The organism is Neptuniibacter sp. 1_MG-2023 (assembly GCF_030547185.1).
In the GTDB taxonomy this organism is placed as follows: Bacteria; Pseudomonadota; Gammaproteobacteria; order Pseudomonadales; family Balneatricaceae; genus Neptuniibacter.
On sequence record NZ_JAUOQR010000013.1, the window covers coordinates 60,453 to 73,892 of the forward strand.

Consider the following 13,440-nt stretch of genomic DNA (forward strand, 5'->3'; position numbering starts at 1 on the left):
ACTCAGTAAATTTGTTTATATCTACATAAAGCAGAAAAATCGGCCAGCATTCAATACTGGCCGATTAATATGAATGGTTTGTATCTTAACTATCAGCTAATAATTACTCTGTAGCGGCCTTGGCAAACTTTGCCAACGCACCAGAAACTTTAGCCACCGCAGCATCACAGTCTTTAATATTATGGCGTGAAGCAAGGTAATGAGGATCATTATAGCTCAACCATACGGCTCCATTTGCATCCTGCCAAACTAGTGCTTTTTGCGGCAGATCTATCGCCATAGTTTGGGAACATTGCATCAAGGGAGTACCTACCTTGGGGTTACCAAACAACACCACCTCCGTTTCACGTAACTCTTTACCAGCCTTTTTAGCGCCTTCCGTATGATTTATACGCGTAAAAACAGTCATCCCTTTACTTGTTAGTACTGATTCTAATTTATCCGCAGTTTCTTTTACGCCATGCGTACTTGGTACACTTACAAGACCGTTTTCAGCTGAGGAGCCATCCGCCGCAAACGAAAAATTACTAATACCTAGTGTAAGTGCAGCCCATATTAATGCTTTTTTCATATTAAAATTCCCTGTTAATCAAACGATGTTACGATCTGACTTATGACCAGATTAAGATCAATAAGTTTCAAATAGAAAAGACTATTTATAACCTAATTCCTTATAAACTCATATCTGCCTTCCAAAATAATAGCGCTGCGGTATGCTATAGACATTGTGGTTATTTAGCGTCTTAGCATTAAGCAAGTAACCATCTGTTTTTATTAACTATTTGTTGTATCATAAAATATTTAGAATATAACGAGTGCACTAACCAAATCGGCTTCACTTATTATGAATTTAAACTACACAGCCGACAAACAATCAAAATTCTATTGTTCCGCAATTAGACTCTTAGTATTACTGTGCCTTAGCCTGCCTGCTTTTAGTGCCAGTCAGATTGAATTCACGCCAGAAGAAAAGCTTTTTATTAACACCCACCCAAATATTCTGGTAGGTGCCGAGACGGATTGGGCACCTCTAGATTATATGCACAATGGTCAATACACCGGACTAGCCAACGATTATCTAGAACTTATATCAGAACGCACAGGGCTCAATTTTGAGATTATCAGCGGATTCACTTGGAATGAGCTGCTGACGATGCAGCTGAATCAGCGATTGGATCTTTTGCCCGCTATTTATTGGTCTCCACAGCGAGATCAATTAATGCATTACACCTCCTCTTATATCAAATTACGTCATTACGCATTTACTAAGTCTGATCGTGAAGATATTAAAAGCATGCAGGATCTACAAGGTAAAACCATCGCGATTCCAACAGGTTTTTCATACTTAGATACTTTAAAAAAGACCCATCCGAACATCACCATCCTTGAAGTTAAATCCACACTAGAAGCTATAGATGCGGTTATCACAGGGCAAGCCGATACGCTGGTTGAAAGCACTACGATTATCAACTACTACCTTAACGAAAATCATATCTACGGTTTAAAGCCCGCGTTTGCAGCCGAGTTCGACGTCGACCAAGTCTATATGGCCGCCCGATCAGGCTTACCTATACTTGCAACTATTATCAATAAAGTACTGGAGAGCATCACCCCAGAAGAAAAAAAACAGCTTACTGATCGTTGGGTTAATGTACCAATGACACTAAAACAGGGGCAAACCTCCAATCTGCTCACCATTGAAGAGCTACGCTACCTGCAACAAAAGAAAACGATTAAAACCTGTATTGACCCTAACTGGCTACCCTATGAAGGTTTTATTGACGGCAAATTTACTGGTATGTCAGCAGAATATATTGCTTACTTCTCGGAGCAGATCGGCATTCCGATTGATGTCGTAAAAACAGATACATGGGAGCAATCGCTCAAAGCTGTACGGCTTAGAGATTGCGATATGCTTGCCCTTGCTAGCAATCGCCCCGAACGCAGGAAATATCTATCATTCACCATCCCTTACCTAAAGACCTCACTCGCTTTAGCTACACAAAAAGAGGAATGGTTCTACTCCAATTTCAGTGAATTAGAGGGGAAGAAAATAGGTATAATCAAAGGTTACTCACCAGGAAAAGTCATAAAAAAACGGCACCCTAAAATAAACTTTACCGAATTCAATTCGATAAGTGAGGGATTAAAAAGCGTCAATCAGGGAAAGATTTTAGGCTTTCTCGACTCAGTGCCAACCTTGAGCTATCACATACAAACAGGCTTTATCGGCGAATTAAAAATTAGCGGAAAGTTCGACTACGATTGGAATTCAGGAATTGCAGCACGCAATGATGAACCTCATTTAGTTACGATTTTTAATAAAGTTATTCAAGCTACTCCTGATAGTGTGCATAACCGTATACGAGGTAATTGGCTAGGTGTACGTTACGAAGAAAGCATAGATTATCGCTTAATTTGGCAGCTGTTATTTGGCTTCGCTGTTATCTTAACCTTAGTAATTTTAAGGTATCGCCAACTCAGTAAACATAGAAATGCTATAACCGATAAAAACACTGAGCTTGCGCAGATCAATGAACAACTTGAAACACAAAAACAAGCCGCTCAACATGTCGCCAGTCACGATATTCTTACGGGTTTACCGAACCGCTCACAGTTACTTTTACGGCTAGAGCATGCAATAGACTTAGCTGCACGTCAGGGAAGCCAAATTGCAGTGTTTTTTATTGATTTAGATAGGTTCAAATATATAAATGATTCTTTCGGTCACCACTTTGGCGATGCTTTGCTTTGCCAAGTGGGGAATCAAATGCTTGCGCGATTACGTAGCTCAGATACGTTAGCGCGTATAGGTGGTGATGAATTTGTTGTTATTTTAGAGACCTTTGACGATGAGGAAGCCACGGCACTCATTGCACAAGAGCTTATAGATATTATCCAGCACCCTTATAATGTTATGGGTCATGTAGTTAACATAAGTGCAAGCTTAGGTATCTCGGTCTATCCAAATGATAGTAAGGATGTACATACCCTTATTAAATACGCTGATATAGCTATGTACCGTGCAAAAGAGCTTGGCCGCAACCGTTTCCGTTACTATACACAGTCACTTTCAGAACGTACGGATAAACGTCTGAGAACAGACACTGCTCTACGAGAGGCCTTAGGTCTTGGACAATTCTCCCTGCACTTCCAGCCGATTATTGATTTAAACTCATGTACGGTAAGCCATGCAGAAGCCCTAATACGCTGGAACCATCCGGAGATGGGTATGGTTCCTCCTGACTACTTTATACCGATTGCAGAAGAGAATGGTTTAATACATGAGCTAGGACTATGGGTCTTAAGTGAAGCATGTAGGTGCTATAAAGAATGGAAAGCAAACGGCCTCGATTTAAATAGAATATCGATTAACGTCTCCAGTATTCAGTTCCAAAAAGGGAATCTAACCGAAACCTTTAAGCGCATTCTGCAAGAGGAAGGAATAGAAGCCCAGCGCATTGATATTGAAATAACTGAACGTTATCTCATGGATCAAACAGAGCGTAATATCCATTACCTGAATACACTCAAAAAATCAGGACATACCATTACAGTTGATGACTTTGGTGTTGGCTACTCCTCTATGAGTTATATGAAGCGTCTACCTCTAGATATTATTAAGATCGATCGCTCCTTCATCAGTGATATTCCTGAGGACAGAAATGATATTCAGATATCTCAAGCCATTATCTCCTTGTCTCACAACCTTGGCTACAAAGCCACTGCCGAAGGGGTAGAGATAGTCGAGCAGTTTAATTTCCTCAGAGAAGCGCACTGCGATTACGCCCAAGGCTATTATTTTAGCCCTCCCGTTCCCGCACATCAGTTTATAGAATGCGTTGAACAATTAAATACTCGTTTGATGGGTGAAACACCCCCTTTCAATATAGATAAATAGAAAAGATAAACCTTTCCCCAAAAACTGTGGATAAACTTGTAGATTAATTATGGGTATCCCCTGTAAACCCCTAAATACATGGCTCTCAAGAGACTGCTCATTTATTAACCCTATCCACCGAGGTCGTATTTAACCATTAATAGCAATATTTTTTTTAACAAATATGCATTTTATTCTTTAAACTAGGGTTCTGTATAAAAAACACTCATACGCAGCTAGATTTCAACTGTTTTTTTACCCCCATATTCTGTGGATAAGTATGTAGACAAATTATGGGTATCATCGGAAAGGCCTATTATAAAAGGCCTACAGAGAACTGGTTGTTTTTCATTCCATAGCATAACTTTGCAAATAATTTGCAATTATTATTGCTTTATACCTTACCCTTATAGTAATTCTATCTACCTAATACTTATGATGAGCACTGTCGATTAAATGTCATTTACCCTCCTCTATCTTTTTATCCCTACATTCTTCTTAGTGTCGATAACCCCCGGAATGTGTATGACCTTAGCGCTGAGTTTAGGTATATCAATAGGCGTAAAGAGAAGCCTTCATATGATGTGGGGCGAGCTGATAGGTGTTAGTTTAGTTGCAACATCGGCGGCCTTAGGGGTAGCTACCTTAATGCTTAAATATCCTGATGCGTTTCTTCTTCTCAAATTAGGTGGAGGAGCCTACCTATGCTGGATTGGTTATCAGATGTTCCGCTCAAGAGGAAAACTCGTTTTAACCGAATCGACACAAGAACAACCGGAGCTATCTCGATTACAACTGGCATCCAATGGTTTTCTCACCGCGGTCGCAAATCCGAAAGGCTGGGCTTTCTTTGTTACCCTTTTACCCCCTTTTATAGACTCAACACTGCCAATCGCGCCGCAATTAAGTATGTTAATCGCCATAATTCTACTGCTGGAGTTCATCTGTTTGCTGATTTACGCAAATGGCGGCAAGCTACTTCGGCAACTACTGATGAAGCGCGACAATGTGCGTTTAATGAACCGTATTGCAGGCTCACTTATGATTATTGTTGGATTATGGCTAGCACTAGGAAAGTAAGCCCAGCTCCAAGTTAAAAAAGAGTTCAATAACTAAGAACGGAAAGTTAGATCTTATGAAGTAAGATCCTTCCTTCTATAGCTGTTCATCCATTGATTTCACAGTAATAGAAGGAAGGTCTAATGATTGTTCTGATAGAAGTCGTATCAATTTCTTGATACTGAAACCTCCCCACTCACAACCCAAGCAGAGTCACCTGTACTATTCTGAGAGCGGATACGGTATTGATAAGTGCCCCCAAATACAGAGTCTTGATAACTCGTAGAATCGGCTGCCGCCGTCACAACGGAACGATAAGTACCCCATTGATTAGAGAACTTACGACGTTTCTCAATATAGAAACCCGTTTCATTTGTACTTTGATCGGACCAATTAAGCGTTACTGTGCCAGCACCGGCTATGGCAGTAAAGTTACTTGGAGCCGCAGGTTCTGTCGGCGTAACACTACCATCCAATGCCGCAATAGCTGCACCTGCATCTAAAATACCAGATCCACACTGAATACAGGATTCAGGAAATGCACGCGCCGTTGAGGTTAATATAGTTTTCACTTCAGCAGGCGTAATACTCGGCTTTTTCACGTAGAGTAAACCAGCCACTGCTGCCACATGAGGTGTTGCCATACTAGTGCCTTGATAATAAGCATACGTCGGAGCTGCTGGAACCGTTGTACCTTCATTTAAGGTAGAAAGCACGCCATCACGTGCACCTGTACTTGTTTCCCCACCAGGTGCGGCTAAATCAACAACATCCCCGTAATTTGAATAGTAAGCTCGACCACCGGTTCGGTTAGTAGCAGCAACACTAATTACATTATTACAACTAGCTGGCGTATAGTTTTCAGCATCATCATCCGAGTTGCCCGCTGCCACAACAATCGTTGTTCCAGCCGCAACCGCAGTATCTATCGCTTGCTGGTAGGTTGCATTACAACTACCCGCGCCACCGATACTCATATTAATAACTTGCGCTTTATTCGGGTTGTCCTCACCGGTCGCGGCCCAAACAATCGCATCTGCAATATCGGAGGTATAACCTCCACATTTACCCAATATACGTACAGGTACTATATTAATTTTGTTATAACCAACACCAGCAACACCTGCACTATTATTAGTAAAAGCGCTGATCGTGCCACTGACATGAGTTCCATGCCAACTACTATTCGACGCCTGAGAACCTAGATAACATTCGCCTCGACTAACCCAATCACCGGGATCACTTGGGTCCGCATCTCGTCCATCACCATCATTAGATATGGACTGCGCAGTGATCATATCTGTACCACCAATTACATTAGTATCTAGATCTGGGTGGGCTGTAATCCCTGTATCTAAAACGGCTACATTTACCACTGAATCACTACTATCTAATTGATTCCATGCACCATCAGCATTCATGCCACCCACAGGCTCAAAATAATGCCATTGCAGATCATAAATAGGCTTCTTTGCACCGATGATACCTTCAGTAGGAGGAGTCGCTAAATCATCAATAGCAAACATCATCTGGTCAGCTTCGGCGTATTTAATACCAGAGATAGCTTTCAACACTTTCAAGTAGGCTTTTAAACTCGAAAAGTTTTCTCTTGAGGGAAGTCTAAATACATAGGAACCTTGAGAAGTTTTACGAACAAAGGCTAGTTTCTTATTAAGGCGTGTTGATAACGTTCTCGCTTGTGAATTCCCTTCAACATTTGCATTATCAAACTTAATGATAATCTGATCAGTAGGTCTATGCTCCACCGTAACAGCCGCTGCATTTAGCGATATGAAAGAGGTGAAACCAAGCAATGGTAACAACCGAAGATTCCTAATTTTCATTTTAAATTCCTATAATCCCTTACCACATGGATAAACTAATTCGAATCTTAAAAGACGGCTCAGCAGCATCTTGGATCAACCAATCAATCCTCAATATCTTATAAGTTCAAAAACTGGTAGTGGCATTTTAGCTTTTTTGAACAAAAAATGCTCACTACGGTTTTCAATTGAAGACTAAATAACTTGAAATTCATTAACTAGAGGCGAGAAAAGTAAGAGGACGCTAAGCGCAGTGAGGTAAAAACGATGTATTAGCCCGGCTGAGGGCGATAAACATCGACCATTTTCAAACTAAATTGCGCTTGGCTTAGTTCAGAATTAGCGGTATTAGGGGCAGAGATTGTACGTTCAAAACGCTCAATAATTTCGACTAAATTATAACCATTTTGAGGCGCGACTCTAAGTAAAGGTAAGCCCGCTTCATAACACAACTCCTCAATAAAGAGATCCTGTTGTTTATGACGCTTTTTATGATATTCATGATCATCTAATTCGACAGCGCAGATAACCGCACTATTATTAACGGCACACACAATGTAATCAAACTGGAGAGATTTAAGCGGTTTAGTTACTTTCTTCTTAGCTCTATCTGATAAACCACTTTCCGCCTCAAATACATGTTCCATTGGTACTTTACAGATAACTCTATATTGCTCCCCTACTGCTTTTTCAAGAATAGAGGTAAACATACGCTCTTTTTGAGACAAGTTTGGATCGATTTCCTGCTTAGCCCTTACTTTCTTGAAAAAAACCAACAGTAGGATCAAGAAGATTACTAAAGCAGAAAGATATAGCCACGATTGTTCAATCACATTTTTAACCTTGTGCAAAATGAGGCGGCAATATTACCCAGTGTGTATACAGAAAGCATCTCAAATTTAAGCCAACCGCACCTGTTTCAAACAAAACCTATCAATTATTCTCGGAACTCTTCACCTATCAGTAACGAGAAGCCTAACAACTATAAAATTACTGATAACTTAACAACAGGCCGAGATAGGTCTCTATAAGGAAACCGCCCACTTAAAAGTGATCGAATCAAATATGTAAAAAAAGACAAAACATGTTGTTAAGCGTCAGGTGTATCTAGAAAGGTCAGATAAAGGCGAAGATCTAATTCATATTGATGATAGTTAGGCTCCATATATTCACAGAGCTGATAGAACGCTTTGTTATGATCCATCTCTTTTAAATGCGCCAACTCATGCACCACGATCATACGTAAAAATTCCAGCGGCATCTGTTTAAAACGAGAGTCTATCTTAATCTCTTTTTTAGCTTTTAACTTCCCACCATGCACACGGGATATACGGGTATGTAAGCCTAAAGCGTTCAGTGCAGATATTTTATCGCTGTATTGTACTTTGCTAAGAGGCGAAGATTTGCGCATATAGCTATTTTTAATATCTATAGCGAAATCATATAAAGCTTTATTACTTTGGAAGCTATGAATCCTTGGGTATTTTTTTTGTAACAATGTGCCCAGTTTATTTTGATCCAGCAACTCCTGCACTTGATGCTGAATGTGGCTAGGGTAATGGCTGATATATTTTAACCGATTCATTTTATCTTCAATTAGCCAAGCGTAATAAGTGATTCATTACGCTTGGCTGGGTCATTAAACTGCGCGAATATGAAGCACCATGCCTTCTGAGGCATAAACCTCTATCAAGGTTCCCGTTTTTAGGTCACCTTCTGCTTCTACTTTCCACAGCGTATCGCCAATCTGAATTTTACCTTGGCCATTGTCAACATCCGCCTGCAGGGTCAGCTTTCTACCAATCAACTGGGCAGCGCGGTTATTAATATTAACCGCTTCATCTGTAGTATTTTGACTACGGAAAAACTTCCAGAAAACAATAGAAGCAAGTACAGAAAATAGAGCAAATAGCAGAAATTGGATCTGCCAATCATGCACTAAATCTACAGCTAACAGAGCTCCAATCATAAAGGCCGAGATAGCTAAGCCGATTAAAAAACCTGCGGCCCCTAAGGCTTCACCGGCCAGTAGCAACAGACCAAGAATAATCCAATGCCAATATGACAAAGTTTCTAGCTGCTCAATCATTTAAGATCCTGCTTTAGTATTTTTAAGTAGCTCACTGATACCTGCAATAGAACCAATCATACTGCTGGCTTCCAACGGCATCATAACCACCTTAGAATTTTCGCTTGCACCAATACCTTGCAATGCCTCAGTATATTTTTGTGCAACAAAGTAATTCAAGGCTTGCGGGTTACCTTGAGAGATCGCTTCCGATACTACTTTTGTAGCTCTCGCTTCGGCCATGGCCAAACGTTCACGCGATTCCGCCTCACGGAAAGCAGCCTCTTTTTCACCTTCGGCTCTTAAAACAGCCGCACGCTTTTCACCTTCGGCTACCTGAACCGCTGCTTCGCGCTCACCTTCAGCGGTTAAAATAGCCGCACGTTTTTCACGCTCCGCTTTCATCTGGTTTGCCATCGCATCGACCAGATCAGTTGGGGGAGAAATATCACGAATCTCTACACGGGTAACTTTTACGCCCCAAGGGTCGGTAACTTCATCAACTTTATTCAGAAGGTGGCTATTAATGCTATCTCGGTTAGACAGCATCTCATCCAACTCCATTGAACCTAACACAGCACGAATATTTGTCATGACCAGATTCTGCATAGCACGGTATAGATCATTCACTTCGTAACTTGCTTTAGATGCATCATGCACCTGATAAAAACAGACAGCATCTGTTGTAACCTGAGCATTATCTGCACTGATAACTTCTTGCGGAGGAACATCTAATACTTGCTCCATCATGTTTTGCTTAGTGCCTATACGATCCACAAAAGGAATAATCAAATTCAGCCCTGGCGTTAGGGTTTTTGTAAAACGACCAAACCGTTCTATCGTCCAGTTGTGGCCTTGTGGGACCATCTTGACCCCTGAAAAAATCACAATCAGCGCCAGTACAACGACTACGCCCGCTGTCATCTCAAATCCAAACATTACAACCTCCATTTGTGGAACACTAAACGTCTGTACGCAGGTCCTATTACTCTATCTTTTAGGGTAATTGGCAACTATGGCATGTACAGCATCGATTCCCTTATTTTTTCATTATTACATGAACAAAGTACTACAGCCGTCTATGGTAATACTGATCAAGAATAACTGATAGGGAGCCTATAAAAAAATAGCTCTAAAGAAGCAGGAATAGATGAGAAAGGATTACTGAATGGAAATAGAGGGAGGAGGAAGGAAGCAGAGATCATCTACTCCCTTTCTACAAATAATTGGCTAAACGCTAATTATTTTGCTTTTTTAAGCAATTTTTTAAGCCCTTTAAGCTTACCTTCGTGCTTAGCAATTTTAGCTTTACGTGCTTTGATCTCTTTTTTAACTGTTTTTGCTTTTACTTTAGCCATTATATAAATCTCCATTGGAATAATTAAATATGAACACAGCAATCATTCAGTGATAATTATCACTCTTCTTTTTGCTCATGCTCTTCTAGAAAACCACGTATAAAACGACGTATCTCACGTGCAGCGCTTGTATCTAATTCATCACACAGCGAAACAAACTCATCTCGTTGCTCACCATTAATACGAATTACTAATTGGCTGTTTTTTTTCTTCGCTTTCGTCTTCTTTTTTTCAGTCATACTGTGCGACCTCAAATATCTTCTGATAGGAAGAATACAGCAAATACAACGCATACCCAACGCACATCGAATGTATATACATATTTATATAGATTTTAACCTTCAGGATCAAATGATTATGAAAAGTTTCATGAAAATGAAACATATAAAAGCAACTCACCTTCTATACATAGGCCAATCTAAAGGGACCCATAATCCTCTTTAATTTCTAGGCGGCATTTGTCTAGGAGCTTGTGGTAAAATCGCGTTCATTTAAGATCCGGAGTCGGTAAAAAGAGATGGAAACACTTAGTAGCGCCTTTGGAGAGTTCCAACTATCACGCTTTCCTCGCCGTAGAAAAGAGCAACTTAGAGCCTGGGACGCAGCGGATGAATATATTCTTCAGCATCTTAGCGAAAATGAATTAATCAATAAGCACTCAAAGATACTCATCGTTAATGATCAGTTTGGCGCGCTGGCTATATCACTACATCAGTTCCATCCAGAATCCATAAGCGACTCTTGGTTGGCCCATGCGGGCACTAAGGAAAACCAAACGGACAACCGAATCAGCCAAGAAGATATAACCCTTCATACGAGCCTTAATTACCCCAAACAGACATTTGACATAGTCCTTATCAAAGTACCCAAAAGCTTAGCTATGTTGGAAGATCAGCTCATCAGATTAAAACCTCTTTTAACACAAGAGAGCACTCTTATTGCGGGAGCGATGACTAAAGCAATTCATACATCGACATTAAAATTGTTCGAAAAAATTATCGGTCCTACTAAGACATCTTTAGCTAAAAAGAAAGCTCGTTTAATCTTTCCCGCTATAGATAAGTCACTTGAGATCACCAATTCGCCATACCCTTCAACTTACAAACTTGAAGGAACGCAGTATCAAATTAGTAATCACGCAGCCGTATTTTCTAGAGATAGCTTGGATATAGGGACTCGCTTTTTCCTACAGCACCTACCTGCCACCGATAAATATGAAACGATTGTTGATTTAGGCTGCGGAAACGGTGTCGTCGGATTAATTGCTGCGGAGAAAAACCCTAAGGCGGTGATCAACTTTGTAGATGAATCATTTATGGCTGTAGATTCAGCTAAAATAAATTTTACCCATGCATTCGGGCCTGAACGCACAGCGATATTTACACCGACTGATTGTTTACAGGGTTTAACTAAGAATAGTTTTGATCTAGTACTCAACAACCCCCCGTTCCATCAGCAGAATGTTGTCGGTGACTTTATAGCACAGCAGATGTTCCATGAATCTTACGCTGTACTAAAAAAAGGTGGAGAGCTCTGGGTTATTGGCAATCGCCATCTTGGTTATCATCTTTCACTTAAGAAAATATTTGGTAACTGTACAACCGTAGCCAGTAATAGAAAATTTATAATTCTTAGAGCCAGTAAATAAGATATAACAATATGGGGTCGATAGAGCATCTACCGACCCAACCATTGACTATCAGCTACTTAAGGTCAGCGGCATAGGGATGAACTCCCCAACTTCATCGGGTTGCTGATCAAGTACAGCCTCCCATCCCTCTTCCCCTGGTTTCATCTCATCCGGTAAACCCCATAATTCACCACACCAATAGGCGGCAATCCAACGCTTACCATAACGGACTTTATAAAAGCCTCTTTCTCTACTGTTATTCACCATCGTCTCCTTTTTGCTCAAAATGCGAAAACCTCTCATTTATCACGCAAGAAGCAGTTTGAAGAACCTCTTGCTTGTAAAGGACTTATTATTTCAGAAATGTACAAGTGCTGACCTCTCATTAAATTTGGTCATTTCACTTATATAAATCAAGGATAAGTGTACACAATACGCTTAAGCTATAAACAGCATTTAGCCTAAGGTTTAATAAGCATGCAGGGATATACAAACTCAATAGGCATATGACAAAAACAAAAAAAGACCACCAAAGTGATCTTCTTTTGCTGTAGTAAGAGAACTCTCTACCGAATCGAGGAAGGTGACAACAACCCCAATAGTATACGCTTACTTCTTTTTATCTTCGTTCATCAAGCCGCGAACTTTAAAAAAGCCCCAAGTCATAGCGGCGCTCATTACACCAATCATCAACAAGCTAGGAACCAACACTTCCATACTATATACATCAACCATCACGATACCCCCACGATTTGTTCGTAATTTTTTACTGCTCTGGTAAAGGAGGTTACCCCTTTACACATTAGCAAATATTGATACAGCTCAAGAAAGCCCCTCCCGTTTAATACTGGCTTAGCCTTTTATTGATCTAGTTCAATTTATTGGGCCTTTTACCCCAAGCGCCTTTTACCCCAAGCGCCAGGCAGTTCTTTCTGACCTACCGATCCCAGATAATGCTGCAAATCAACAGCGACACTTCTCACACGCCCAACCTTCGAAAGCTTCTCCATAAGATAACTAGGTACTGAATAGCAAAACAGTTTGGCAACAAATCAAAAATAAATAACAACAACCCTTAATCAAATTTCAATCACTTTAAATAAAAATATGATTAAAATATTTCAAGATAACAAATAAAAAATATCCTTTTATTTCAATTAGTTACAAACAACAAATACACCCCGTTTAAAACCTAGAAATAATTTATTTTATCCTTATTTTTCAATAAGTTAGACAACAAATAAATCAACTAAAAATTTGGTTATATTCAAAACTTGATTTATAATTATCATTATTACTTTAAGATAAGTTGAATAAGGAATATGACTATGCAAGAGAAAGAAATAAGACTTCTTTTTAAAGCGGGTGTATTTGATTCTTGCCAAGCAATACCGATCTCTATGGCACGGGGCTGGACACTAAAATTTGTCACTAAACATGAAGAGGTGTTTACACTTGAATTACAGCGTTCAAAAAAGGAACGTGAATTTAAAAGCTTAGATGGCGCAGCTGCCGTTGCTAAGAAGATAGGATTTGAGTGGTTAAAAGTTCAAATAGGGGATTTAGAATGGCAGGAAAAAGTAAAATAAAGACATAAAAAAGCCGTTTATTCAACGGCTTAG

General features: G+C 40.0%; 13 protein-coding genes. 4 read left to right on the top strand and 9 right to left on the bottom strand.

What is annotated here, in order from left to right; genetic code table 11:
* Positions 1 to 103: 103 nt before the first annotated feature.
* Entirely contained in the window at positions 104 to 571 is a 468-nt protein-coding gene (locus Q4492_RS13590; RefSeq protein WP_303418938.1) for a DUF302 domain-containing protein, read from the bottom strand.
* A 273-nt stretch (positions 572 to 844) separates the two neighbouring features.
* On the opposite strand from Q4492_RS13590, the gene Q4492_RS13595 reads away from it, so the two are divergent.
* Both Q4492_RS13595 and Q4492_RS13600 read left to right on the top strand, forming a co-directional pair.
* Complete coding sequence (locus Q4492_RS13595) at positions 845 to 3,901, top strand: EAL domain-containing protein (RefSeq protein WP_303418941.1); 3,057 nt, start codon at positions 845 to 847, stop codon at positions 3,899 to 3,901.
* 435 nt (positions 3,902 to 4,336) lie between these two features.
* Positions 4,337 to 4,960 (top strand): LysE family translocator, encoded by a 624-nt coding sequence (locus Q4492_RS13600; protein WP_303418944.1) that lies wholly within the window; start codon positions 4,337 to 4,339, stop codon positions 4,958 to 4,960.
* Positions 4,961 to 5,106: 146 nt separating this feature from the next.
* On the opposite strand, the gene Q4492_RS13605 is transcribed toward Q4492_RS13600, so the two are convergent.
* From Q4492_RS13605 to Q4492_RS13630, 6 genes are all read right to left on the bottom strand, one after another.
* Positions 5,107 to 6,783 (bottom strand): S8 family serine peptidase, encoded by a 1,677-nt coding sequence (locus tag Q4492_RS13605; RefSeq protein ID WP_303418946.1) that lies wholly within the window; start codon positions 6,781 to 6,783, stop codon positions 5,107 to 5,109.
* A gap of 251 nt (positions 6,784 to 7,034) precedes the next feature.
* Positions 7,035 to 7,595 carry a DUF2726 domain-containing protein gene (locus Q4492_RS13610; protein ID WP_303418949.1) on the bottom strand — a complete coding sequence of 187 codons (561 nt, stop codon included), beginning with the start codon at positions 7,593 to 7,595 and terminating at the stop codon, positions 7,035 to 7,037.
* A 257-nt stretch (positions 7,596 to 7,852) separates the two neighbouring features.
* Positions 7,853 to 8,347 carry a M48 family metallopeptidase gene (locus Q4492_RS13615; protein WP_303418952.1) on the bottom strand — a complete coding sequence of 165 codons (495 nt, stop codon included), beginning with the start codon at positions 8,345 to 8,347 and terminating at the stop codon, positions 7,853 to 7,855.
* A gap of 54 nt (positions 8,348 to 8,401) precedes the next feature.
* On the bottom strand, positions 8,402 to 8,851 hold the full coding sequence (locus tag Q4492_RS13620) for an NfeD family protein (RefSeq protein WP_303418955.1): 450 nt from the start codon (positions 8,849 to 8,851) through the stop codon (positions 8,402 to 8,404).
* Complete coding sequence (locus tag Q4492_RS13625; RefSeq protein ID WP_303418958.1) at positions 8,852 to 9,769, bottom strand: SPFH domain-containing protein; 918 nt, start codon at positions 9,767 to 9,769, stop codon at positions 8,852 to 8,854. It lies immediately after the preceding gene.
* 478 nt (positions 9,770 to 10,247) lie between these two features.
* Positions 10,248 to 10,427, bottom strand: a complete 180-nt coding sequence (locus Q4492_RS13630; RefSeq protein WP_303418960.1) for a hypothetical protein — start codon at positions 10,425 to 10,427, stop codon at positions 10,248 to 10,250.
* Positions 10,428 to 10,705: 278 nt separating this feature from the next.
* Here Q4492_RS13630 and Q4492_RS13635 point away from each other — a divergent pair, with 278 nt between their 5' ends.
* A complete protein-coding gene (locus Q4492_RS13635; RefSeq protein WP_303418962.1) occupies positions 10,706 to 11,836 on the top strand; it encodes a methyltransferase in 1,131 nt (376 codons plus the stop codon).
* A 51-nt stretch (positions 11,837 to 11,887) separates the two neighbouring features.
* Here the strand turns inward: Q4492_RS13635 and Q4492_RS13640 are convergent, their stop codons facing one another.
* The gene (locus Q4492_RS13640) at positions 11,888 to 12,082 is read right to left on the bottom strand and encodes a hypothetical protein (protein ID WP_156473682.1); all 195 of its coding nucleotides are present in this window, start codon (positions 12,080 to 12,082) and stop codon (positions 11,888 to 11,890) included.
* Between the two features lie 345 nt (positions 12,083 to 12,427).
* A complete protein-coding gene (locus Q4492_RS13645) occupies positions 12,428 to 12,553 on the bottom strand; it encodes a hypothetical protein (protein ID WP_269454615.1) in 126 nt (41 codons plus the stop codon).
* A 593-nt stretch (positions 12,554 to 13,146) separates the two neighbouring features.
* Between Q4492_RS13645 and Q4492_RS13650 the strand changes: the two genes are divergently transcribed.
* On the top strand, positions 13,147 to 13,407 hold the full coding sequence (locus Q4492_RS13650; protein ID WP_067865815.1) for a hypothetical protein: 261 nt from the start codon (positions 13,147 to 13,149) through the stop codon (positions 13,405 to 13,407).
* The last annotated feature ends 33 nt before the right edge of the window (positions 13,408 to 13,440 follow it).

What these genes read in the sequence shown, in the direction of transcription:
- Q4492_RS13635 (WP_303418962.1), top strand. Translation starts at nt 10,706, where the DNA reads ATGGAAACACTTAGTAGCGCCTTTGGAGAGTTCCAACTATCACGCTTT.
- Q4492_RS13615 (WP_303418952.1), bottom strand. Translation starts at nt 8,347, where the DNA reads ATGAATCGGTTAAAATATATCAGCCATTACCCTAGCCACATTCAGCAT.
- Q4492_RS13650 (WP_067865815.1), top strand. Translation starts at nt 13,147, where the DNA reads ATGCAAGAGAAAGAAATAAGACTTCTTTTTAAAGCGGGTGTATTTGAT.
- Q4492_RS13605 (WP_303418946.1), bottom strand. Translation starts at nt 6,783, where the DNA reads ATGAAAATTAGGAATCTTCGGTTGTTACCATTGCTTGGTTTCACCTCT.
- Q4492_RS13645 (WP_269454615.1), bottom strand. Translation starts at nt 12,553, where the DNA reads ATGGTTGATGTATATAGTATGGAAGTGTTGGTTCCTAGCTTGTTGATG.
- Q4492_RS13630 (WP_303418960.1), bottom strand. Translation starts at nt 10,427, where the DNA reads ATGACTGAAAAAAAGAAGACGAAAGCGAAGAAAAAAAACAGCCAATTA.
- Q4492_RS13625 (WP_303418958.1), bottom strand. Translation starts at nt 9,769, where the DNA reads ATGTTTGGATTTGAGATGACAGCGGGCGTAGTCGTTGTACTGGCGCTG.
- Q4492_RS13620 (WP_303418955.1), bottom strand. Translation starts at nt 8,851, where the DNA reads ATGATTGAGCAGCTAGAAACTTTGTCATATTGGCATTGGATTATTCTT.
- Q4492_RS13595 (WP_303418941.1), top strand. Translation starts at nt 845, where the DNA reads ATGAATTTAAACTACACAGCCGACAAACAATCAAAATTCTATTGTTCC.
- Q4492_RS13600 (WP_303418944.1), top strand. Translation starts at nt 4,337, where the DNA reads ATGTCATTTACCCTCCTCTATCTTTTTATCCCTACATTCTTCTTAGTG.
- Q4492_RS13590 (WP_303418938.1), bottom strand. Translation starts at nt 571, where the DNA reads ATGAAAAAAGCATTAATATGGGCTGCACTTACACTAGGTATTAGTAAT.